Annotated in this window: 17 protein-coding genes and 1 other RNA gene; 15 read left to right on the top strand and 3 right to left on the bottom strand. The window is 65.1% G+C overall.

The window, feature by feature from the left end; genetic code table 11:
• The first annotated feature begins 98 nt into the window (after nucleotides 1-98).
• The gene (locus ACN9M1_RS09315) at nucleotides 99-2,951 is read left to right on the top strand and encodes a PD-(D/E)XK nuclease family protein (protein WP_426393794.1); all 2,853 of its coding nucleotides are present in this window, start codon (nucleotides 99-101) and stop codon (nucleotides 2,949-2,951) included.
• On the top strand, nucleotides 2,948-6,466 hold the full coding sequence (locus tag ACN9M1_RS09310) for a UvrD-helicase domain-containing protein (protein ID WP_426393793.1): 3,519 nt from the start codon (nucleotides 2,948-2,950) through the stop codon (nucleotides 6,464-6,466). Before ACN9M1_RS09315 ends, ACN9M1_RS09310 begins: the two co-directional genes overlap by 4 nt.
• A 53-nt stretch (nucleotides 6,467-6,519) precedes the next feature.
• Here ACN9M1_RS09310 and ffs read toward each other — a convergent pair.
• Nucleotides 6,520-6,618: signal recognition particle sRNA small type (gene ffs, locus ACN9M1_RS09305), an RNA gene on the bottom strand.
• A 126-nt stretch (nucleotides 6,619-6,744) separates the two neighbouring features.
• Here ffs and ACN9M1_RS09300 point away from each other — a divergent pair.
• The 4 genes from ACN9M1_RS09300 (at nucleotide 6,745) to recR (ending at nucleotide 10,328) form a co-directional block, all read left to right on the top strand.
• Nucleotides 6,745-8,961, top strand: coding sequence for a DNA polymerase III subunit gamma/tau (locus tag ACN9M1_RS09300; protein ID WP_426393792.1), 2,217 nt, complete (start codon nucleotides 6,745-6,747; stop codon nucleotides 8,959-8,961).
• A gap of 84 nt (nucleotides 8,962-9,045) precedes the next feature.
• Nucleotides 9,046-9,393: a YbaB/EbfC family nucleoid-associated protein gene (locus tag ACN9M1_RS09295; RefSeq protein ID WP_426393791.1), complete on the top strand. Its 348-nt coding sequence runs from the start codon at nucleotides 9,046-9,048 to the stop codon at nucleotides 9,391-9,393.
• A gap of 15 nt (nucleotides 9,394-9,408) precedes the next feature.
• The gene (locus tag ACN9M1_RS09290) at nucleotides 9,409-9,708 is read left to right on the top strand and encodes an antibiotic biosynthesis monooxygenase family protein (RefSeq protein WP_426393789.1); all 300 of its coding nucleotides are present in this window, start codon (nucleotides 9,409-9,411) and stop codon (nucleotides 9,706-9,708) included.
• On the top strand, nucleotides 9,708-10,328 hold the full coding sequence (gene recR, locus ACN9M1_RS09285; RefSeq protein WP_426393787.1) for a recombination mediator RecR: 621 nt from the start codon (nucleotides 9,708-9,710) through the stop codon (nucleotides 10,326-10,328). The genes ACN9M1_RS09290 and recR overlap by 1 nt, the downstream gene beginning before the upstream one ends.
• A gap of 27 nt (nucleotides 10,329-10,355) precedes the next feature.
• On the opposite strand, the gene ACN9M1_RS09280 is transcribed toward recR, so the two are convergent.
• Nucleotides 10,356-11,726, bottom strand: a complete 1,371-nt coding sequence (locus tag ACN9M1_RS09280; protein WP_426393786.1) for a carbohydrate porin — start codon at nucleotides 11,724-11,726, stop codon at nucleotides 10,356-10,358.
• Between the two features lie 172 nt (nucleotides 11,727-11,898).
• Here ACN9M1_RS09280 and ACN9M1_RS09275 point away from each other — a divergent pair, with 172 nt between their 5' ends.
• The 7 genes from ACN9M1_RS09275 (at nucleotide 11,899) to ACN9M1_RS09245 (ending at nucleotide 18,811) form a co-directional block, all read left to right on the top strand.
• Nucleotides 11,899-12,813: a LysR substrate-binding domain-containing protein gene (locus ACN9M1_RS09275; RefSeq protein WP_426393784.1), complete on the top strand. Its 915-nt coding sequence runs from the start codon at nucleotides 11,899-11,901 to the stop codon at nucleotides 12,811-12,813.
• A gap of 22 nt (nucleotides 12,814-12,835) precedes the next feature.
• Nucleotides 12,836-14,044: a CaiB/BaiF CoA transferase family protein gene (locus ACN9M1_RS09270; RefSeq protein ID WP_426393782.1), complete on the top strand. Its 1,209-nt coding sequence runs from the start codon at nucleotides 12,836-12,838 to the stop codon at nucleotides 14,042-14,044.
• A 113-nt stretch (nucleotides 14,045-14,157) separates the two neighbouring features.
• Complete coding sequence (locus ACN9M1_RS09265) at nucleotides 14,158-15,207, top strand: ABC transporter substrate-binding protein (RefSeq protein ID WP_426393780.1); 1,050 nt, start codon at nucleotides 14,158-14,160, stop codon at nucleotides 15,205-15,207.
• A gap of 62 nt (nucleotides 15,208-15,269) precedes the next feature.
• Nucleotides 15,270-16,082 (top strand): ABC transporter ATP-binding protein, encoded by an 813-nt coding sequence (locus ACN9M1_RS09260; protein ID WP_426393779.1) that lies wholly within the window; start codon nucleotides 15,270-15,272, stop codon nucleotides 16,080-16,082.
• A gap of 23 nt (nucleotides 16,083-16,105) precedes the next feature.
• Entirely contained in the window at nucleotides 16,106-16,897 is a 792-nt protein-coding gene (locus tag ACN9M1_RS09255; RefSeq protein WP_426393777.1) for an ABC transporter permease, read from the top strand.
• Nucleotides 16,898-16,975: 78 nt separating this feature from the next.
• Nucleotides 16,976-17,605: a TetR/AcrR family transcriptional regulator gene (locus tag ACN9M1_RS09250; protein ID WP_426393775.1), complete on the top strand. Its 630-nt coding sequence runs from the start codon at nucleotides 16,976-16,978 to the stop codon at nucleotides 17,603-17,605.
• 99 nt (nucleotides 17,606-17,704) lie between these two features.
• The gene (locus ACN9M1_RS09245; RefSeq protein ID WP_426393774.1) at nucleotides 17,705-18,811 is read left to right on the top strand and encodes an alkene reductase; all 1,107 of its coding nucleotides are present in this window, start codon (nucleotides 17,705-17,707) and stop codon (nucleotides 18,809-18,811) included.
• 192 nt (nucleotides 18,812-19,003) lie between these two features.
• On the opposite strand, the gene ACN9M1_RS09240 is transcribed toward ACN9M1_RS09245, so the two are convergent.
• The gene (locus ACN9M1_RS09240; protein WP_426393772.1) at nucleotides 19,004-19,978 is read right to left on the bottom strand and encodes an NADPH:quinone oxidoreductase family protein; all 975 of its coding nucleotides are present in this window, start codon (nucleotides 19,976-19,978) and stop codon (nucleotides 19,004-19,006) included.
• A gap of 221 nt (nucleotides 19,979-20,199) precedes the next feature.
• Between ACN9M1_RS09240 and surE the strand changes: the two genes are divergently transcribed.
• The gene (surE, locus tag ACN9M1_RS09235; protein WP_426393770.1) at nucleotides 20,200-20,955 is read left to right on the top strand and encodes a 5'/3'-nucleotidase SurE; all 756 of its coding nucleotides are present in this window, start codon (nucleotides 20,200-20,202) and stop codon (nucleotides 20,953-20,955) included.
• A gap of 15 nt (nucleotides 20,956-20,970) precedes the next feature.
• Complete coding sequence (locus ACN9M1_RS09230) at nucleotides 20,971-21,915, top strand: protein-L-isoaspartate(D-aspartate) O-methyltransferase (RefSeq protein WP_426393769.1); 945 nt, start codon at nucleotides 20,971-20,973, stop codon at nucleotides 21,913-21,915.

Genomic DNA, 21,915 nt, shown 5'->3' with positions numbered 1-21,915 from the left:
CTGCTGATATAGTACCGGCGCCCCCTTTTTCAACTGTTGATTGTCGCTATCAGGCCGATAGCGATAGCTGCAGTTTGTCGTCACCTGTTCTCCGCTGCATGCAGACGCTCGCTTTCGCGCCCGGCCCAGCATTCCTCTCACGTGCCGCCGATGCGGCGTGGCGCTTTCTCGACGCGCATCCGCAATCTTCTGGCGCTGCCACCGTTGTTGTGCCGACCGCCGCGCAAATCCCCGGCGTGCGTAGTGCGCTGCATGCCAGCGCGCAGGCTGCCGGCACACCGCGTTTGCTGCCGCGTATTGTGACGTTGGGTCACTGGCTGCTGGATTTGCCGCCCGAGCCCGGATTGCCCGCCGCACGCACCGCGCTGTCGCGATTGCTGGCCGTGCAGCAGGCGCTCAAGACGCAAGCGTGGCTGCGCGAAGCACTCGGTGCGCAAGACGATGCGGCGCTCTGGGGCGTGGCGCAGGTGCTGGTGACCGTGTCCGATGAGTTGTCTCAGCGGTGGCTGACGCTCGATGCGGCGGATAGCGATGCTGAAGGCCGGCAGGATCAACTGGAAGGTGCGCTTGCCGAGGCGCTCGAGCGCACGTATGCACAGTTGTCGGAGCTTTTTTTGGGTACCGAGTCGCGCATCGTGCTCACGTTCTGGCGCTTGCTCTCGAGTGCGGCAGACCCGATTCCGGTGCGATTACGTGCGATGCGGCGTTTGCTCGACGCGTTGCGCGGGCCGATTGTGTGGATGAGTCCGACAGATCCCGAAGCCGTCGATCTGGATTTTCTGCAGCGCGCCGCCGAGCGCGTACCGGTGCTGAGCATTGGCTACGACTGGAATGCGGCGCAGGCATCGTCTGCGGAGACGGCGACGCATGCGGATTTCCGCAACCTGCTGCTCCACGCGTGGCCCGAATGTGCGACACCCGCACAGGCCGCGGACGATGACGCCGATCGCCAGATTTCCGCGCCGGTCCTGCGCATCGCTGGTGCGGCGCGTTTTGAGGACGAAGCCGCGTTTGCCGCCCATACGCTGGTCGATTGGCTGAACGCTGGGCGTCGTTCGTTGGCACTGGTGGCGCAGGATCGCATCGTTGCGCGGCGGGTGCGGGCGCTGCTTGCACGCGTGAACGTGCCGGTGCGTGATGAGACCGGCTGGAAACTCTCCACCACGCGCGCCGCTGCTGCGTTGATGCGCTGGGTGGATGTCGTGCAGGGCGACGGCGATACTGCCGCGCTGCTCGACCTCATCAAGAGCCCGTTTTGCCTGCGCGATGCTGACACTGGCACCGGTGCTGGCACCCCCGCGCCCGCGTGGGTCACGGAGCTGGAGCGCCGTGTGCGCCGGCACAACGTCACCGGTGGGTGGGGACGTTTGCGGCGCCTGGTGGTGGATCGCCCGGCCGACGATGCGGATGGCGAGCCGCAAGTCAGTCGCTTGGCCGATCGGCTGGGCGTGCTGGCCGATGAAGCAGCGCTGTGGCGCCGCGCGGGCAATGCCACGCTCGACGCCTGGATGACCTTACTGTCCGGCACGCTCGATCGGTTGCACATGCGCACCGGGCTGCAGAACGACGATGCTGGCCGCCAATTGCTGGATTGGATCGACCGCTTGCGCACCTCCGTGCATGGCAGCGCGGATGCTGGAGCGCGTTTCTCGTTGGTCGAATGGCGCGCGTTGCTATCGATGTTGCTGGAGTCGGCTGTCTTCAGCGAGCCTGCACCGCCGGCGGACCGGCGCGTCGTCATCCTGCCGCTGAACGGCGCGCGCATGCGGCGCTTTGATGGCGTGGTGGTGGTGGGTTGTGATGACGCGCAGTTGCCCTCCGCGCAGCCGGAGTGGCTCTTTTTCTCCAACGACGTGCGCCGCGAACTGGGGTTGCCCGACCGCGCACAGCGTTTCGCCCAGCAGGCACGCGACCTGGCCGAAGTGCTGCTCAATCAGCCGGAGGTCGTGCTGAGTTGGCAACGCCATGGAGGGCGCGGCGAGCCCAATCGTCTGTCCGGTTGGCTCGAGCGCTTGCAGCGCCGGCTGGCCGTTGGCGGCATGCGCATCGATACCCCCGTCATGTTGCCAAGCCTGCAGACGACCAGCCAGCCGACCGACATGCCCGCGCCCGTAGCGCCCACGCTGGTGCCCGGCACGCTCAGCGCTGCTGCTTACAACAGCCTGCGCCGCTGCCCGTATCAGTTCTTTGTCGGTCGCATGCTGCGGCTGGGCGAGTTGGAAGAAGTGTCCGACGAGCTGGAAAAGCGCGATATCGGCGAGATCCTGCACGCGATCCTGCATCGCTTTCACCGGCAGTTGCTGGAGACGCCGATGCACGACGCAGCGGATCGCCGGGCGCTGCTGCAGACCATCACCGATGAGCTGTTCGGCCGGTTGCTGGCCGAGGATGGCAACGCGCTGCGGTTCTATCGCCGCTGGCTGGGCGTGATGCCGTCGTACTTGGCATGGCAGGCCGCGCGCGAAGCCGACGGGTGGCACTTCGACGCCGGGGAGGTGGAAGTGGACACGTCCATTACCCTGCCGAATGAACGCCCGCTGCGCTTGCGGGGCCGCATCGATCGCATTGATGTACACGCAGAACGCGGTGTGGCGGTGCTGGACTACAAGACGCAATCGCCCATGGTGCTGGTGCGTCGCGCCAAAACGCCGTTCGAGGATTGCCAGTTGCCGTTCTATGGCGTGCTCGATGCGCGCGCGGATCGGGGTGGTTGGGTCTCGCTCGATGGCGAGGCGCGCGGTGACAAACGCGATGTTGAACTGCCGGATTTCACGCAGGTTGTCGACTGGTTGATCGAGCAAATGCAGAAAGACATGACGGCCTTGGCGGCGGGTGCGCCGCTGCCGGCTTTTGGTGATGAATCGGCGTGTCGCTACTGCGCGGCGCGCGGCCTTTGCCGCAAGGGGTATTGGACCAACGGCGCCCCGCGTGACCCGGAGGGCCAGGCATGAGCGACCACGCTTACGAACGCGACGGCGCCGCTGTCTCGCCCGAGGATTTTTCGCGCGCCGCGTGCGATCCGCTGCGTTCTGTCGTGGTGGAGGCGTGCGCGGGCAGCGGCAAGACGTGGCTGCTCGTTACGCGCATGCTGCGCTTGCTGTTGGTGGGCGCCGCGCCGGGCGACATTCTCGCTATCACGTTCACGCGCAAGGCGGCCGAAGAGATGCGGCAGCGCTTGCTGGACATCCTCGCGCAACTGGCGAGCGCAGACGATGACGGCGTCGTGCGCGAACTGATCGCGCGCACGGTGGATGAGCGTGATGCGCCAGCGCTGGTCGAGGCAGCGCGCGGGTTGTACGCGCGTGTGTTGGAGTCGCCGCAACGCATGGCGATCGATACTTTCCACGGTTGGTTTGGCTCATTGCTGCGCGGGGCGCCGTTGTCGTCGGGCGTACAGCAGGGCGCCTCGTTGCGTGAGGATGCCGGTCGGCTGCGGCGTGAGGCGTGGGCGCCGTTCTGGCGCGGTCTGCTGTCGGAGGATCATGCCGAGTTGCGCGCGGCATACGAAACCCTGGCTGACTTGGTCGGCGACTTCCAGGCCGGTCGATTGCTCGATGCGATGTTTCACCAGCGCAGTGACTGGTGGGCCTACAAGACGCAGGCGGGCGACCGCCCGTTGGATGCACTCGACACACTGCTTGGCGACGACGCGACGATCGATCCATTGATTGAAGCATTGCAGGATGCGGCGTTGCAGACCGACATGCTGCGCGTATCAGGCTGGCTGGGGCAGGGCGGCGCGGCTGAAGGCAAGCGCGCGGTGGCGATCGAATCTGCGGTGACGGCCGCGCGCGGGATCGATCTGTCGGACGAATCGGCACGCGCGCAGGCATTTGATGCGTTGTTTGCCGCCTTCCACACGCAGGCGGGCAAGGCGCGCGCCTGCAAGCCAACCAAGGCACTCATCAAGGTCATTGGCGATGACCACGCGCAAACGCTGGTGACCCTGCACGCCATGCTGTGCGAAGCGCTGACCACCATTCAGGCGCGCCGGCAGGAAGCTCACGTGCGTGCCGTTAACGCTGCATTGTTTGCGCTGGGCGATGCGCTGATCGACCGCTACCAAGCCTACAAGCGCCAGGCGCGCGCCATGGACTTCACCGATCTCGAATGGGAAGCCGCCCGCCTGATGCAGCAAGAGGACACGGCGGCCTACCTGCAGGTGCGGCTCGACGCGCGCTACAAGCATCTGCTGCTCGACGAATTTCAGGATACGAACCCGATGCAGTGGCGCATCCTGCAAGGCTGGCTGGCCGGCTATGCAGGCACCGGCACGCAGCCGAGCGTGTTTCTGGTGGGCGATCCCAAGCAGTCCATCTATCGCTTTCGCCGTGCGGATGCGCGCTTGTTCGACGCCGCGCGCGACATGCTCGTTGCCGAGTTTGGCGCCACCGTGCTGCGCACCAACCGCACGCGCCGCAACGCGCCGGCCGTGCTGGAATGGGTCAATGCCGTGTTTCTGCAAGCGCGCGTGCGCGGTGATTACCCGATCTACGCCGAGCAAAGCACCGCCGTGGATGCGCCCATCGGGCAAGCGCTGCTGTTGCCGCTGGTGCCTGTGCCCGAGGCTGCGGAGGTGGATGGAACTGCCCCGCGCGACACGCTCACCGAGCCGCGCGAAGAGACTGGCGATTCGCAGCGCTACGATGAGGGACGACAGGTCGCCGCTTGCCTGCGCGCATTGCACTCCAGCGAACGCATTCGCGAAGGCGGCATGGAACGCCCCGCGCGCTGGAGCGATTTCCAGCTGCTCGTTCGCCGCAAGCGCTACCTTGCCGACTACGAGCGCGCTCTGCGTGACGCCGGTGTGCCCTACATCAGCCCACGCCGGGGCGGCTTGCTCGCCACGCTCGAAGCGCTAGACCTGTGCGCGCTGCTCGATTTCCTGATGACGCCGCAGGCGGATCTTTCGCTCGCGCATGTGTTGCGCAGCCCGATGTTTGCCGTCACGGATGACGATCTGATCGCCATCGCGCAGGCTGGCGACAGTACGTTCGCGCCGACGTGGTGGGAACGCCTGATCGCACTGTCGAATCAAGCAGATGCCGCTCCGGCATTGCGCTATGCCCATCGCATGCTCGCGCGCTGGTTGGCCGTCGCGCCCACGTTGCCCGTGCACGATCTGCTCGATCACATCGTCTACACCGGCGAGCTCAAGCGCCGCTACGCAGAACGTGCGCCAGCGGCCAATCGCGACCAGGTACTCGCCAACCTCGATGCATTCCTCAAACTCGCGCTCGACCTAGATGGCGGCCGCTACCCAAGCCTGCCCAAGTTCATGGCCGAGCTGCGCGCCATCCGTCAGGGTGACGAGGACGAAAGCCCCGACGAAGGCACGCAAGCCGATGCAGAAGCGCCAGACGCCATCGACGCCGAAGTCGCCAGCGAAGGCCTGGATGCCGTACAAATCCTGACCGTACACGCGTCGAAGGGGCTCGAGGCGCCGTTTGTGGTGCTGCTCGACACCCATCACAGCGACACCCGCGCTGATAGCGCAGGCATCCTGATCGACTGGCCCCCCGGCGCTGAGGCGCCCACGCACTTCTCCGCATTCGGCAAGACCGCCGAGCGGGGCCGCGCGCGCGATCCGCTGTTCGCGCAGGAAAACGCGCTTGCCGAGCGTGAAAACTGGAACCTGCTCTATGTGGCGATGACGCGCGCCCGTCAGGCGTTGATCGTCTCCGGCGTTGCCAACAAGCGCGACGCGACGGCAGCGCAATCGGTCGATGAGGGTGATGTGCCCGACGTGGACGGCACCGCCAGCTGGTACACGCTGTTGGCGACAGCCGGAGTCGCCTCCCCAGCGCCGATGCTTGACGACGCGGTGGCCCCAGAGGGCAGGGCCGCCGAGCGCGAAACTGTGTCGTATCACGACTTCCGCGCGCCGCTCACGGTGACGGTGCGCGTCGGTGGCGCCGGTGCCCAAGCCGAAGGCGCCGATATCGTGTTTGATCAAGGTGCTGTCGCCCAGGGCGAACTGCTGCATGCCGTGCTGGAACGCCTGACGCGCCATGGTTTGCCAGAACAAGCGCCGGACGCCGACACCATCACACGTTGGTTCGGGGCGACCGGCACCACGCAAACCGAGGCCAGCCGAGCCGCGGAAGCGGTGCGCCGCATTCTCGCAGCCGATGCCCTGGCGCACGTATTTGACCCCGCGCATTTCGATGCGGCTCACAACGAAGTCGAACTGTTTAGCCCTGATGGCGCGCTGCTGCGTATCGATCGCCTGATCGAGCGGGGCAACGAAGTCCTCGTGGTGGACTACAAGCTGCGTCTGCTGCCCGTTGAGCGCACCGCTTACGCAGAGCAGTTGCGCGGCTACATCGCCGCAGTCACGCCAATGTATCCCGGTCGTACCGTTCGCGCCGGCGTAGCAACTGCACAAGGTGAATGGATCGATCTGGAAGCGTTGCCCAAGCCGACACAGCCATCACACGACGACAGCCAAGGCGCGCTGTTCTGACGCGGGCGAAACAAGCACAAAAAGGGAAGGGGGATGCGGAGGGAAAAGAGAAGGGGGACGAGCCTGACCCTCGGCACTGGCAGGAAACGGCTGTGGCTGCTTCGTTCCCGACCTGACCAGGTTGACCGCGCCACCATGCGAGGAGGCCCGTCCGACCGCCATTGTAACCGACTCGCGCATCCCCACCTGAATATCCTTGCAATTCGCTCGGCGTGTGCGAGGTTTGGCCCCTCGGAATGCACGTCGGAAATCCACACCGCTTTGCTACAATCCGCCGCATGAGTTATCAAGTGCTCGCCCGCAAGTGGCGCCCCCGCGATTTCACCACGTTGGTCGGTCAGGAACACGTGGTGAAAGCGCTCACGCATGCGCTCGAACAGCAGCGCCTACACCACGCTTACCTGTTCACGGGCACGCGCGGTGTCGGTAAGACCACGCTGTCACGCATCCTTGCCAAATCGCTCAATTGCGTGGGCGCGGACGGGCAGGGCGGTATCACCGCGCAGCCCTGTGGCGTATGCCGCGCCTGCACCGAGATCGACGCCGGGCGCTTTGTCGATTACATCGAGATGGATGCCGCCTCCAACCGCGGTGTCGATGAGATGGCACAGCTGCTCGATCGTGCGGTCTATGCACCGACGGTCGGCCGCTTCAAGGTCTACATGATCGACGAAGTGCATATGCTGACCAACCACGCCTTCAATGCGATGTTGAAGACGCTGGAAGAGCCGCCCGAGCATGTCAAGTTCATCCTCGCGACCACCGATCCGCAAAAGATTCCGGTGACGGTGCTGTCGCGCTGCCTGCAGTTCAATCTCAAGCAGATGCCGCCGGGGCACATCGTGTCCCACCTCGATCGCATCCTCGGCGAAGAAGGTATCGCCCATGAGCCGAATGCGCTGCGCTTGCTGGCGGCGGCGGCACAGGGTTCGATGCGCGACGCGCTGTCGCTGACCGATCAGGCCATCGCCTACAGCGCGGGCGAGGTGAGCGAAGCCGCCGTGCGCGGCATGCTTGGCGCGATTGATCAGAGTTACCTGGTGCGCCTGCTCGATGCGCTGGCCGACGAGAACGGCGCAGGGCTCGTCGAGATTGCCGATGAGATGGCCGGGCGCAGCCTGAGCTTTTCGGGCGCGCTGCAGGATCTCGCATCGCTGCTGCAGAAGATTGCGCTGGCGCAGGTCGTGCCCGCTGCCGTGCAGGACGATTGGCCCGAGGCCGACGATGTGCGCCGCCTGGCGGAGCGTTTCGATGCGCAATCGGTGCAACTGTTCTATCAATTCGCCAATCTGGGCCGCAATGAACTGGCGCTTGCACCGGACGAGTACGCCGGCTTCACGATGACGCTGCTGCGCATGCTGGCGTTCCAGCCCGGGCAGTCGGGTGGGGATACGACACCGCCTTCGGGCGGTGGTGGCAAGCGAGCGATGCCGCTGGCAGCGGCGCCGGCTGCATCGACACGCTCGGCGGTGACGGCGACTGCGCCGATGGCGGCGCCGGTTGCCCAGGCAGCGCCGGTGGCGGTGCGCCAGGAACCGGTGGTGGAGACGCCGCGCGCAACCTACCAGGCAAGCCCGCCGGCACCTGCGCCAGTGGCCGCGGTTGCCGAGGCGCCTGCTGCCACACCGGCCGCGCCGGTGCGTCGCTCGCCGGCCATGGAGGCCTTGGCGGCTGCGCGTCAGGCGTCAAGCCGTGGCCGTGGCGGTGCTTCGGCGCCAGCAGCGGCACCGATGGCTGCGCCTGCACCCGTCGCACGTCCAGCCGCTCCCGCTGCGGGGCCGCGCCCGAATCCTGTGAATCGCGAGAATCCGGTTGCCGCGCCGGCCTCCTCGCCGCCGCGCCGTGAACAGCCGACCGTGGCTGCCACGCCCGCCGATGATGGCCCGCCGCCCTGGGACGAAATGCCCGGCGAATTTGCGTCACCTTCGTTTGAAGAGATGGATGCCGCGTTTGCCAGCTGGGATTCCGCTTCGAGTACGCGTCCTGGCACATCGGAGCCCGTAGCGCGTCCTGCGCAGATCGAAGCACCGGTTGCGGTGCCCGCGCCGGCCAAGACTGCCGCGCCCGAGCCTGTCGCTGCGGCGACGCCACCTGACTTGAGCGCCAGCAGTCTCACCACGTTCGACGGTGATTGGCCCACGCTGGCTGCGCGTTTGCCGATGCGCGGCCTGGCCCAGCAGCTTGCGCACCAAAGTGAGCTGGTGGCTGTCGAGGGCGTGACGCTGCGCCTGCGTGTGCCGCTGCCGGCGTTGACTGAAGCCGGCGTTGTCGAACGGTTGGAAGCCGCGCTGACCGAGCACTTCGGTACGCCCGTGCGCGTAGCCTGCGATATCGGTGCGGCACGCGCCACCGCCGCTGCCGTGGACGCCGAGCTGCGGGCACAGCGCCAGCGCAATGCCGAAGACGCCATCGCCGCCAACCCGTTTGTCCAGGCGCTGGTGCGGGACTTTGCCGCGCAGGTCGTCCCCGGTTCGATTCAACCGCACGCGCACTGAACCTTTTCCACGTCTGAACACTGAACACCGGCGCACCCAACCGAGCGGCGCGCTTTGTATAACCCATTCCAAGGAGCAACGACCATGATGAAAGGCCAGATCGCCGGGCTGATGAAGCAAGCCCAGCAGATGCAGGAAAACATGAAGAAGGCGCAGGAACAGCTCGCGCAGATCGAGGTGGAAGGCGTGTCCGGCGCCGGCCTCGTGAAGGTGGTGATGACCTGCAAGAATGACGTGAAGCGCGTGTCGATCGACCCGAGCCTCGTGGCCGAAGGCGAAGACAAGGAACTGCTGGAAGACCTCGTTGCCGCTGCGTTCAACGATGCCGTGCGCAAGGCCGAGGCCACCACGCAAGAGAAGATGGGCTCGCTGACGTCGGGCCTGGGCGGCATGGCGGGCATGCTGCCGCCGGGCTTCAAGCTGCCGTTCTAAATTCAGGATCGCGCCATGGTGCTGGAATCCGCGCTGCTGCACGTCAAGCCAGGTGAGGAGGCCGCGTTTGAGGCCGCCTTTAACGAGGCTCGCCACATCATCGGCGCGATGCGGGGCTTTATTTCGTTGACGCTGTCGCGCTGCGTGGAAAAGCCCAGTGACTACCTGCTGCTGGTGCAGTGGCAGACGCTGGAAGACCACACCGTGGGTTTTCGGCAATCGGCGGAATACCAGCGCTGGCGCGCGCTGCTGCATCACTTCTATGATCCGATGCCGGAAGTGCTGCACTACACCGCGGTGGCGGAGCACCCCTGATGCGCAACAGTCCTGGCACGCCATCGGCGCTGCAAATGTTGGTCGAGGCCCTGCGCGTGCTGCCGGGCGTCGGCCCGAAATCTGCGCAGCGTATGGCGTATCACCTGCTGCAGCATGATCGCGACGGCGCGGCGCGCCTAGCGCAGGCGCTGGGCGAGGCCACCGAGTCCATCCAGCACTGCAGCCGCTGCAACACCTTCACCGAGCAGGACGTCTGCGAAACCTGTTTGGATCCGCGTCGCGATGCGTCCGTGCTGTGCGTGGTGGAAACACCGGCCGATCAGATGATGATCGAGCAGACGCTGACCTATCGCGGCCAGTACTTTGTGCTGATGGGGCGGCTCTCGCCGCTGGACAACATCGGCCCGAAAGAGATTCATCTCGAACGCCTGCTGGCCCGCGCGACCGACCCGGCGCTGGGCGGGCCGTGCGCCGAGGTCATCCTCGCCACCAACTTCACCAGCGAAGGTGAGGCAACGGCCCACTACATCGGCGAGATGCTCAAGGCGCGCGGCATCAAGGCGACGCGTCTGGCGCGCGGCGTGCCGGTGGGTGGTGAGCTGGAGTATGTGGATGCGGGCACCATCGCCCGCGCGGTGCTGGATCGGCGCCAGCTCTGAGCCGGCGCCGGTGCTGGCGCTAGCTCGTCAGAATTCGGTATGCAGGCGCGTACCGAAGAACACGGCGGGGCCACGATCCGCGTTGTAGCCGGGGTTGCGAATCCACTGCGCATCGGCACTGATCCACAGATGCTTGGCCGCCTGGAAGCTGTAGAACGCCTCGACGATCTGCTCGGGTGCGTAGTTCAGCTTGCCATCTCCCAGAAAGACGCCCATGCCACCTTGCTGCAGATAGCGACGGTGATCTGGCGACAGCATATTGATGGCTGCCGCCAGCCCGACGGTGTCTTCGGAGCGGCCCCACTTGCTGCCCTTGATCACGGCGCCGAATGACACAGCGCGGTCGATTTCCGTAAAGGCGTACGTTTCCGTCTTGCCATCTGCCCACGACGCGCGCGCAAAGACGCCGATGTCGTCATAGAGCTGCTGTTCGCCGCCAATGCCGATGCCGGTCTTGGTGTTCTCGCGCCGCACGAGGTTGATGTCCGGCGCGCTTCCGGTGGATTGGCCGAGTGCCAGGGCATCGTCATAGCGCGCCATGTTGGCCTTGTTGCGGAAGAGCATGACGCGCAGCTTACCGGGCTGGCCTGCCAGCGTATGGCTGTGCTCGACTTCGAAGACGTCTCCGTAATGGCGCCCGACGCGGGTATCCAGCGCCAGGCCGTTCGATTCAATCGGCTGGATGAAGCGGCCGAGGCGATAGGCCCAGTCGCCGTCGTAATACTCCAGCGCGGCGCCCCAGGTGTAGCCACGCGCATCGGCGGCGTAGTCGAATGCGCCGTGCGTGAGGAATGACCAGTTCAGGAACTGCGTGCGCGGGTCGTGCGCGTAGGTCACGCTGTCGAATACGTCGAGCACGGAGAAGTTGCCGGCCGTGAAGACCAGGCGGCGCTTGTCGACCGGGCCGGCAAACCGATTCATCTCGGCTTCCTGGTCTTCCCTATCGCCGCTCGGGCCACCTAGGCCGACCGTCTGACGGAAGAAAGCGCGTGCGCGGTAGACGGTGGGGTCAGGGCCGGCGGTCTTGGCCAACTCACCGTTGGTGAAGCCGCCGAGGCCGTGCAATTCCGAGAAGGCCTTGCCGAAGGCGACTTCCGGGTTGATATGCACTTCCGCGCCTTGCCACAGGCGCATGCCCAAGTCGAGCGTGGTGGTGACCGAATAGCTGGTCGTGGATCGCTCCAACAGGCTGTTCTGGCCGCTGTAAGGCGAGTGAAACGACAAGTCGTGCTGCCACACGTAGGTGGCCTGGCCGTGCACGGCAAAGCGGTCCGGATCGTTGCTCGCCCAGCTTGATGCGTTGTCCTCCGCCAAGGCGTGCCCGGCGCACAGCATCAGGGCAAAGACAGGCGACAGGGCGGTCAGGCGAGGCACTCGGAGGCGGAACGGCAGCATCATGACGACAAGCGGCAGCAAGGGGGGCGAAGGCCGTTAGAATCCTTTTCTTGGATCGGGGACGGCCAAAAGTCCGCCATGGTAACCGTGGGCGGGTGACGGCCGGATGAAACACGCACGGAACGTGCCTCGATGCCGCATCGATGTTGTGTATTTCCCACCTTCTGCGTCCACGATGAACCTCGCCCGCTTCGATCTTGTCACCCTCGGCCTGTTTGTGGCGGTGGCCCGGCTGGGCAGCATCTCGGCCGGCGCGCGGCAGTCGAACTTGGCTGTGGCTGCGGCCAGCAAGCGGATTTCCGACCTGGAAGCCGCCGTGGGTGCGCCGCTGCTGTATCGGCATGCCGCCGGCGTGGAACTGACCGAGGCGGGGCAGGCGTGCTTTCGCCACGCGGTCGGCATCCTGCAGGACGTGGAACGCATGGCTGGTGCGCTGTCGGACTTTGCCGCCGGCACGCGCGGGCTGGTGCGCGTGTGGGCCAACACCTCGTCGATTACGCAGTTTCTGGCCGATGACCTGGCCGCCTTCATGCTCGCCAATCCGGCCATCCGCATCGCCTTGGAAGAGCAGGACAGCGGCGATATCGTCGCCGCGCTGCGCGAGAACCGGGCGGACCTCGGCATCTTCGCGGCCGGCACGCCGTGCGAGGGGCTGCAATCGTTCGATTACCGCGAGGACGATCTCGCCCTCGTCACGCCGCGTGGCCATCCGCTGGCCGGGCGCAAGCAGGTCAGCTTTGCTGATGCGGTGGACTTCGATTTCGTCAGCCTGCCGCCAGGCACGTCGCTGGCCGCGCAACTCCTCGAGGAAAGTCAGCGCCTGGGCAAGCCGCTGCGTTTGCGCATCCAGGTGCGCAGCTTCGAGGCCGTTTGCCGCATGGTTGCTTCCGGTCTGGGCGTGGGCGTGCTGCCGCGCATTGCGGCGCAAGGACATGTGTCGAGCCTGCCGGGCGCTGGCCTCGCGCTGGTGCCGCTGCATGACGAATGGGCGCATCGCCGCCTGCTCGTCGGCGTGCGCGACCCCGATGCGCTGACCAGCTCCGCGCGCCTCTTGATGGCCCATCTGCTCGGCAATCCTGCCGCGCTCTGAACTCAACGTGCTTCGTACCACCATGTCGACACAGGTTTTGCAGAACATCCGCGTGCTCGAACTCGGGCAACTGATTGCGGGCCCGTTTGCCGCCAAGACACTCGCCGACTTTGGCGCGCAAGTCATCAAGATCGAACCGCCGGGGCAGGGCGATCCGCTGCGCAAATGGCGGATGCTGCATGAGGGCACGTCCGTCTGGTGGGAGGCGCAGTCGCGCAACAAGCAGTCGGTCTGCGTGGATTTGCGCGTGCCGGAAGGGCAGGACGTCGTGCGCAAGCTGGCCGCCGAGGCCGATGTGCTGATTGAAAATTTCCGCCCCGGCACGATGGAGAAGTGGGGGCTGTCGTACGCGGCGCTCTCCGCCATCAACCCGAAGCTGATCATGCTGCGCGTGTCGGGCTACGGCCAGACCGGCCCCAAGCGCGACGAGCCCGGCTTTGCGGCGATTGCCGAGGCCATGGCCGGCCTGCGCTACTTGACCGGCGAGCCAGGGCGTCCGCCCGCACGTGCGGGCCTGTCGCTGGGCGATACGATTGCCGGCCTGCACGGCGCGCTGGGCGTGCTGCTGGCCTTGTACGAACGCGATGCGCGTGGCGGCAAGGGGCAGGTGATCGACGTCGCGCTGTATGAATCGGTGTTCAATCTGACGGAAAGCCTGTTGCCGGAGTACTCGGTGTTTGGTGCGATCCGCCAGCCGGCGGGCGGGGCGTTGCCGGGCATCGCGCCGTCCAACGCGTATCGCTGTGCGGGCGGCGAGTATGTGTTGATCGCCGCCAACGGCGACAACATCTTTCGCCGCCTGATGCTGAAGATGGGGCGGCAGGATCTGGCCGACGATCCAAGCCTCGCACGCAACGATGGCCGCGCCGCCCGCGCGGAGGAAATCGATGCTGCCATCAACGCCTGGACGGGCACGCTGCCCATCGCCGATGTCTTGGTCGCGTTGCAGGAGGCCGAAGTGCCCAGCGGCCCGATCTACACCATCGCCGATATTGCCGCCGACCCACACTACCGCGCGCGCGGCGTCATCGAAACCGTGCGGGCGCAGTCGGGCATCGATGTCGAGATGCCGGGCGTGGTGCCCAAGCTGTCGGCCACGCCAGGCGCCGTGCAGGCGAGCGCGCCGCGCCTGGGCCAGCACACGCGCGACGTGCTGCGCGGCCATGGTCTGACCGACGCGCAGATCGACGCGCTGGTGTCGCAAGGCATCGTCGCCGAGGCCAAGGGCTGAGCGCTGAGCACTCAGTAGCTAGGACCATCCCGCATGTTGTGTTGCAAACCGTTGCGGTAATATCGCCGCCGAGGCAATCACCGCCGCAGAACAACGCATTTCAGGAGACGAGCATGGGGACAGGACGCATCGGCCGCTGGGCAAAATGGATGGGCGCTGCCCTGTGCGCGGCGAGCCTGCTGGCTGCGAGCCCGGCCGTTCTGGCGCAGGGCAAACCTGAAAAGAGCAAGGTCACCATCGCCGTGGGCGGCAAGGCGTTGTTCTACTACCTGCCGCTGACGATTGCCGAACGCCTGGGCTACTTCAAGGACGAAGGCCTAGATGTTGAGATCGTCGACTTTGCCGGCGGTGCCAAGGCGTTGCAGGCCGTGGTGGGTGGCAGCGCTGACGTGGTGAGCGGCGCGTACGAGCACACGCTGGTACTGCAGGCCAAGGGCCAGATGTATCAGGAGTTCGTGCTGCAAGGCCGCGCCCCGCAGATCGTGCTGGCCGTCAACAACAAGACGATGCCCAACTACAAGTCGATCGCCGATCTGAAAGGCAAGAAGATCGGCGTGACCGCGCCGGGTTCGTCGACCAACATCATGGTCAACTACGTGCTGGCGCGCGCCGGCATCAAGCCGAACGAGGTGTCGATCATCGGCGTCGGCCCGAGCAGCGGTGCGATTGCCGCCGTGCGCGCAGGCCAGATCGATGCGCTGGCCAACCTGGACCCGGTGATGTCGATGCTCACGCAGAAGAACGAAGTGCGCGTGATTTCTGACACCCGCACGCTGGCCGATACCAAGGCGGTGTTCGGCGGCAACATGCCGGCTGGCTGTCTGTATGCCTCCACCGCGTTCATCCAGAAGAACCCGAACACCACGCAGGCGATGACCAACGCCATGGTGCGTGCGCTCAAGTGGTTGCAGAAGGCGGGCCCCTCGGACATCGTGAAAACCGTGCCGGAAGCCTATCTGCTGGGTGACCGCGCGCTGTACCTGGCCGCGTGGGACAAGGTGCGCGAGGCCATCTCGCCGGATGGCACGATGCCAGCCGACGGCCCGGCCACGGCGCTGCACACGATCGCGGAATTTGACGCCGAGGTGAAGGGCAAGCCGATCAAGCTGGACCAGACCTTCACCAACACCTTCGTGCAGAAGGCCAACGCCAAGTACAAGTAAGCCTTTCGGAGTTTCACGATGCGCCCGGTCCCCACCGGGCGCATTGCTTTGGACGATTCCCCATGCCCCATCCCGCGCTTTCGTTCGATCAGATCACCTGCACCTTCCTCTCACCCGACAACCCCGGCCAGCGTTACACCGCCGTGCAGAACACGACGCTGGATGTGCAGGCCGGCGAGTTCGTCTCGGTGGTCGGCCCGACCGGCTGCGGCAAATCCACTTTGTTGAATCTAGCGGCGGGGTTGTTGCAACCGTCTTCCGGGCAGGTGAGGGTGTTTGGCGAGCCACTGGTCGGCATCAACCGCCGCGCCGGCTACATGTTCCAGGCCGAAGCGCTGATGCCATGGCGCAGCGCGCTCGACAACGTGCTGGCCGGGCTGGAGTTTCGCGGCATGCCCGACAAGGAGGCGCGCGATCTGGCGATGTCGTGGCTGGCCCGCGTGGGCCTGTCCGGGTTTGAAGACCGCTATCCGCATCAGCTGTCGGGCGGCATGCGCAAGCGCGTGAGCTTGGCGCAAACGCTGGTGCTCGATCCCGACATCATCCTCATGGACGAGCCGTTTTCCGCGCTCGACATTCAGACCCGCCAGCTGATGGAGAACGAAGTGCTGGACCTCTGGGCCGCCAAGCGCAAGGCCGTGCTCTTCATCACGCACGACCTGGACGAGGCCATCGCCATGAGCGACCGCGTGGTCGTGCTGGCAGCGGGCCCGGGCACGCACCCGATCGGCGAGTTCACGATCGACCTGCCGCGCCCGCGCGATGTGGCCGAGATCCGCGACCAGGCCGGCTTTGTCGATTTGCATTCGCGCATCTGGGATGTGCTGCGCGAAGAAGTGCTCAAGGGCTATGCGCAACACCGTCGCGTCGCTTGAACGGAATCTGATCGATCGTACCCATGGCTAATCGTCCGCTTTCCCCATTCGCGCTGCGCAGCTGGCAGCTTGGTTTGTTGGTCGTCACGCTGGGTGTGTGGCACTTCGCCACGCGCACGCAGGAAGTCGCATTCTTCTTCGGTGAACCGCTCATCGTTGCTCAGCGCATCTGGGCATGGTTCGTGACCGAAGGCGATATCTATCAACACCTTGGCGTGACGCTGGCCGAGACAGTCCTGGCGTTTGTCATCGGTACGGCTACCGGCCTCGGCGCAGGGTTGTGGCTTGCGTTGAGCCCGGCTGCCTCCGCCGTGCTCGATCCGTACATCAAGGCCGCCAACTCGATGCCGCGCGTGATCCTGGCGCCGATCTTTGGCGTGTGGTTTGGGCTCGGCATCTGGTCGAAGGTCGCGCTGGCAGTGACGCTGGTGTTCTTCATCGTCTTCTTCAACGTGTACCAAGGTGTGAAGGAAGTGAGCCCGGTGGTGCTGGCCAATGCGCACATGCTGGGCGCATCGCAGCGGCAGCTTTTGCGCTTCGTCTATCTGCCAAGTGCGACGAGCTGGGTGTTTTCGTCGTTGCATACGTCGGTGGGGTTGGCCTTTGTGGGCGCGGTGGTGGGGGAGTACCTCGGCTCTGCGCGCGGTGTCGGTTATCTGATCCTGCAGGCCGAAGGCACGTTCGACATCAACACCGTGTTTGCGGGCATCGTTGTGCTGACGGTGTTTGCGCTGGTGCTCGACTGGCTGGTCGGCCTGGTGGAAAAACGCTTGATGCGCTGGCAGCCCAAGACCGGCGAAACGGAAAAACTCTGAAGACGGAATCGTCACATCGACCCTGTATGCAGCAGGGTCATGCAACTAGACGGTCGGTCTACTACAATGCCGTCCATCATGAGCAAACATCCCGAACCCGTCACCGCTGAAGGCGCCGAAGCCCGGCATGACACCCGCGACCGCATTCTGGACGCCGGTGCCGAGCTGATCCTCGGGCGTGGGTTTTCAGCCGTGGGGCTCGCGGAGATTCTCGGCCGCGCGCAGGTGCCCAAGGGCTCGTTCTATTACTACTTCGGGTCCAAGGAAGACTTTGGCGTTGCCATGCTGGAGCGCTATTTCCAGGACTACGACGCCGGCGTTGTCAGCCTGTTCAACGACACGCGCTTGACCGGACGCGAACGGCTATTGCGCTATTTCGCCGCCTGGATCGATCTGCATGAGCGCAGCGCGTGCGAGGTTACCTGCATGGCGGTCAAGTTGTCGGGGGAGGTGTCTGATTTGTCGGAGCCGATGCGCAAAGTCTTGTCGACAGGGATGACGCGGATGGTCGATCGCATTGCCGTGGCCATCGAGGCCGCTGTGGCCGACGGTTCGCTGGCTCCGGTGGCAGACGCCCGCAGCCTGGCAGAAGGGTTGTACGCAATGTGGATGGGCGGCGCGCTGCTGGCCAAGGCGCACCGAACGGTGGACGCATTCCAGAGCTGTGTGGCGCAAACCGAAGTCCTGTTGGCCAAACCTGCACATTGATCGCAGTCGAAATGCTTTGCCAGCGAGGCGCGTTCCTCGCTTTTTCTTTCACTCCGGTTCTAGATGACCGGTCGAATAGTCCCTTTTCTAGGAGCTGATATGACCCAACAACTGCTGTCCCCCGTTCAGGCCGGTCATACGACCCTTGCCAATCGCGTTGTCATGGCGCCGCTGACCCGTTCACGCGCTGGCCAACCCGGCGATGTACCGACCGAGCTGAACGTGACGTACTACGCGCAACGCGCCAGCGCCGGCCTGATCGTCACGGAAGCGACGCAAATTTCCCGCCAGGGCCAGGGTTATGCATGGACGCCTGGCATGTACACCGACGCGCAGGAAGCCGGCTGGAAGGCCGTAGTGGACGCCGTGCACGCGAAGGGTGGCCGCATCTCGCAACAGCTGTGGCACGTGGGCCGTATCTCCAATACGCTGCTGCAGGAAAACGGCCAGGCACCGGTGGCGCCGTCGGCCATCGTCGCCAAGGGCGCGCAGAGTTTCGTCGTCCACCCCGACGGCACCCCCGGCAACGAGCCGACCAGCGAGCCGCGCGCCCTGGCCACGGAAGAAATTCCGGGCGTCATCGCGCAATACCGCCAGGCTGTGCTGCGTGCACGTCGCGCCGGTTTCGACTTTGTCGAAATCCACGCCGCCAATGGCTATCTGCTGCACCAGTTTCTTTCCACCAACAGCAACCAGCGCACGGATCAATACGGCGGCTCGCTGGAAAATCGCGCACGACTGATTCTCGAAGTGGTCGACACCGCTATCGTCGAGATCGGCGCAGACCGCGTCGGCATTCGCCTGTCGCCGCATTTCGTTGCACACGATATTGCTGATGCGCAAGCTGAAGAAAGCGCGCTGTACCTGGCACGCGAACTGACCAAGCGTGGTGTCGCCTACCTGCACATCGCCGAGCCGGATTGGGCGGGTGGCCCGGAATTGTCTAGCGATTTCCGCCGCCAACTGCGCGACGCCTTCAAGGGCACGTTGATCGTGTGCGGCAATTACACGGCGGAAGAGGGCGAACAGATGGTCGCCTCGGGCTTGGCCGATGCGGTTGCGTTTGGCCGTCCGTTCATCGCCAACCCGGACTTGGTGGCGCGCTTCCGTGCAGGCGCGTCGCTCAATACGCCGGATCGCTCGACGTTCTACGGCGGCCAGGAAAAGGGCTACACCGACTACCCGACGCTGGAAGAAGCGGCCTGAAAACCTGTCCCCGATCCCACTGCGCGCCTCGATCTTGACCCTGCGATACTCGCCGTACCCATGTACGGCTCCGTTTCTCGGGCCAACCTCGAGCCGCTCGCTACGGATCGTGAACAGGTTTTATCAATGTCCGCCAAAGAAAAAGCCGCGCTGGGTTTGCTGCCCGCGCGGCTTTTTTCCTGTTGACGGCGCTTACGGCTGAATCACCACCTTGCCCGTCACCTTGCGCGCCGCCATGTCGAGCAGCGCCTGCGTCGTCTGCTCCAGCGGGTAGCGCGCCGAGATATGCGGGCGGATCTTGCCTTCCTGCATCCAGCCGAGCATCTGCATCATGTTCGCCAGATTCGCCTTCGGCTCGCGGCGCACGAATTCGCCCCAGAACACGCCCACCAGCGATGCGCCTTTTAGCAGCGCCAGGTTCAGCGGCATCTTCGGGATCTCGCCGTTGGCAAAGCCCACCACCAGATACCGGCCGCGCCAGGCAATCGAACGGAACGCCGGTTCCGCGTAAATGCCTCCCACCGGGTCGTAAATCACGTCGGGGCCCTTGCCATCGGTCAGTTCCTTGATGCGCTCGCGCAGGTCTTCGGTCGAATAGTTGATGAGCGCATCCGCACCGTGGTCTTTGCAGACAGCGAGCTTCTCGTCGGTGGACGCCGCTGCAATCACGCGCGCGCCGATCGCCTTGCCGATTTCAATCGCCGCCAGCCCGACGCCGCCCGCCGCGCCCAGCACCAGCATCGTCTCGCCGGCCTTCAGTTGCCCGCGATCGATCACCGCGTGGTGCGATGTACCGTAGGTGAGGGTGAACGCCGCAGCGGTATCGAACGCCATGCCGGGCGGCATCGGCATCACCACTTTGGCCGATGCCTTCACTTGCGAGGCAAACGCGCCGTGGCCCAGGAAGGCGATCACGTGGTCGCCGGCCTTTACGTGCGATACACCTTCGCCCACCGCATTGACCACGCCCGCGACTTCCGAGCCCGGCGTAAACGGCAGCTCCGGCTTGAACTGATATTTATTCTGGATGATCAGCACGTCGGGAAAATTCACCCCCGCGGCCTTCACATCGATGACGACTTCGCCGGCGCCAGGCGCCAGGTCCGGCAACGTTTCAATCACCAGCGATTCGGGCGGGCCCCAGGTTTTGCAGACGACGGTTTTCATGGTGTGTCTCCTGATCAATCTAGCGTTGGATTGTTCGTCATCTCGCGCGCTTCTTACGCGATTTCGTCTGGCAGTGTAACCGAATAAAAGCACGGTCGTTCGATTCGATGATGCCCCATCTTTAGTGCCGCTTTCGAGCGTCTTGGCAATGCATTTTTGTAAGCGCGTACAACGTGCGGATGAACGCGATTCATGAACGTTGCTCGGTTACAATCCGCGCCATGCATATTCTCATCGCCAATGACGACGGATACCTCGCGCCGGGGCTCGCCGCGCTCCACCGCGCGCTGCAGCCCCTGGGCCGCGTGACGGTGGTCGCGCCGGAACAGAACCACAGCGGTGCATCCAACTCGCTTACGCTGCAGCGTCCGCTGTCGGTATTCGAAGCCTCCGAGGGGGCCCAGAAGGGCTTCCGCTTCGTCAACGGCACGCCAACAGACTGCGTGCACATCGCGCTCACCGGCATGATCGAGGAGCGCCCCGATCTGGTCGTCTCCGGCATCAATCAGGGCCAGAACATGGGCGAAGACGTGCTCTATTCCGGCACCGTCGCCGCCGCCATCGAGGGCTATCTGTTCGGTATTCCGTCGATTGCGTTCTCTCAGGTCGACAAAGGCTGGACGCATCTCGACGCCGCCGAGCGCGTCGTTCGTGAAGTGGTGGAGCGCTATTTGGCCGATCCGCTTGACGGCTCGGTGCTGCTCAACGTCAACATTCCCAATCTGCCCTACAGCGAACTTGCGGGCTGGCGTGCGACGCGCCTGGGCAAGCGGCACCAGTCGCAGCCGGTGATCCGTCAAGCCAATCCGCGTGGCGAGCCGATCTTCTGGGTTGGCGCTGCCGGCGACGCGAAAGATGCCAGCGAAGGCACCGATTTCCATGCCGTCGCCAATGGCTTTGTCTCGTTGACGCCGTTGCAGCTCGATCTGACCGACACGGCGCAATTGCGCGCTGTGCGCCGCTGGCAGACGTCATGATCGCCACGGTGGCCCATGTCTGAACGTTCGCGCGACCGGCGCTTTCCTCTGCCGCTCGACGCTGTCGTCGAGCGCAAGCCGGTGGAGCGTCAGCGTGAGACGCGTATTTCGTCCGGCGTGAGCGCTGTGTCGCGACCGACGCCTGCACGCACCGCTTCGGTCGAACGTGTGGCGGCTGGGTCTGCTTCGGCGCCCGCGCCGCAGCGCGTTGCCGGCGTCGACGCCGCGGTGGGGGCCGTTGCTGCAAGCGCCGTGCAGGCGCGTACGCAGGCAGCGCACGCGGCGGCAGGCGGCATGGCATCGGATCGCGCACGTCAGGCGTTGGTCGCCCGGGTCCAAGCGGCAGGTGTAAGCGATGCACGCGTTCTCGCAGCTATCGGTTCTGTGCCGCGTCACTTGTTTGTGGATGCCGGACTGGCTTCGCAGGCCTATGAAGATTCGGCGTTGCCGATTGGCCACCAGCAAACGATATCGAAGCCCTCGGTAGTGGGGCGCATGATCGAACTGCTGATACGCCAGCGGCCAGCGCGCCCAGGCGCACCGCTCGCACGCGTGTTGGAGATCGGAACCGGTTGCGGCTATCAGGCGGCCGTGCTGTCGCAGCTTGCCGATGAGGTGTATTCGATCGAACGCGTACGCCCGCTGCACGAAAAGGCCAAAGCGAACTTGCGGCCACTCCGTGTGCCAAACATCCGCCTGCACTACGGCGACGGCATGCTGGGCTTGCCCAAGGCGGCGCCTTTCGATGCGATCATCCTGGCCGCCGCCGGAATGGAAGTCCCCCAGGCGCTGCTCGATCAGCTCGCCGTCGGTGGCCGTTTGATCGCGCCTGTTGCTACCGAGCGCAGCGGCGGCCCAGCGCAGCAGCTCGTGCTGATCGAGCGCAGCAGCCGCTTCCAGTTTCACAGTACTGCCCTTGAAGGCGTTTTCTTTGTCCCGTTAAAATCAGGAACTGTTTAG

Origin of the sequence: Ralstonia sp. R-29, from assembly GCF_049913345.1 — a bacterium.
Lineage (GTDB): Bacteria > Pseudomonadota > Gammaproteobacteria > Burkholderiales > Burkholderiaceae > Ralstonia.
The sequence above is the reverse complement of the archived record's forward strand: the minus strand, read 5'-3'. Positions and strand labels throughout refer to the sequence as shown.

Excerpts from the sequence above, each read along its gene's own strand:
- ACN9M1_RS09315 (WP_426393794.1), top strand. The coding sequence starts at position 99 with ATGCAGACGCTCGCTTTCGCGCCCGGCCCAGCATTCCTCTCACGTGCC.
- ACN9M1_RS09310 (WP_426393793.1), top strand. The coding sequence starts at position 2,948 with ATGAGCGACCACGCTTACGAACGCGACGGCGCCGCTGTCTCGCCCGAG.
- ACN9M1_RS09300 (WP_426393792.1), top strand. The coding sequence starts at position 6,745 with ATGAGTTATCAAGTGCTCGCCCGCAAGTGGCGCCCCCGCGATTTCACC.
- ACN9M1_RS09295 (WP_426393791.1), top strand. The coding sequence starts at position 9,046 with ATGATGAAAGGCCAGATCGCCGGGCTGATGAAGCAAGCCCAGCAGATG.
- ACN9M1_RS09290 (WP_426393789.1), top strand. The coding sequence starts at position 9,409 with ATGGTGCTGGAATCCGCGCTGCTGCACGTCAAGCCAGGTGAGGAGGCC.
- recR (WP_426393787.1), top strand. The coding sequence starts at position 9,708 with ATGCGCAACAGTCCTGGCACGCCATCGGCGCTGCAAATGTTGGTCGAG.
- ACN9M1_RS09280 (WP_426393786.1), bottom strand. The coding sequence starts at position 11,726 with ATGATGCTGCCGTTCCGCCTCCGAGTGCCTCGCCTGACCGCCCTGTCG.
- ACN9M1_RS09275 (WP_426393784.1), top strand. The coding sequence starts at position 11,899 with ATGAACCTCGCCCGCTTCGATCTTGTCACCCTCGGCCTGTTTGTGGCG.
- ACN9M1_RS09270 (WP_426393782.1), top strand. The coding sequence starts at position 12,836 with ATGTCGACACAGGTTTTGCAGAACATCCGCGTGCTCGAACTCGGGCAA.
- ACN9M1_RS09265 (WP_426393780.1), top strand. The coding sequence starts at position 14,158 with ATGGGGACAGGACGCATCGGCCGCTGGGCAAAATGGATGGGCGCTGCC.
- ACN9M1_RS09260 (WP_426393779.1), top strand. The coding sequence starts at position 15,270 with ATGCCCCATCCCGCGCTTTCGTTCGATCAGATCACCTGCACCTTCCTC.
- ACN9M1_RS09255 (WP_426393777.1), top strand. The coding sequence starts at position 16,106 with ATGGCTAATCGTCCGCTTTCCCCATTCGCGCTGCGCAGCTGGCAGCTT.
- ACN9M1_RS09250 (WP_426393775.1), top strand. The coding sequence starts at position 16,976 with ATGAGCAAACATCCCGAACCCGTCACCGCTGAAGGCGCCGAAGCCCGG.
- ACN9M1_RS09245 (WP_426393774.1), top strand. The coding sequence starts at position 17,705 with ATGACCCAACAACTGCTGTCCCCCGTTCAGGCCGGTCATACGACCCTT.
- ACN9M1_RS09240 (WP_426393772.1), bottom strand. The coding sequence starts at position 19,978 with ATGAAAACCGTCGTCTGCAAAACCTGGGGCCCGCCCGAATCGCTGGTG.
- surE (WP_426393770.1), top strand. The coding sequence starts at position 20,200 with ATGCATATTCTCATCGCCAATGACGACGGATACCTCGCGCCGGGGCTC.
- ACN9M1_RS09230 (WP_426393769.1), top strand. The coding sequence starts at position 20,971 with ATGTCTGAACGTTCGCGCGACCGGCGCTTTCCTCTGCCGCTCGACGCT.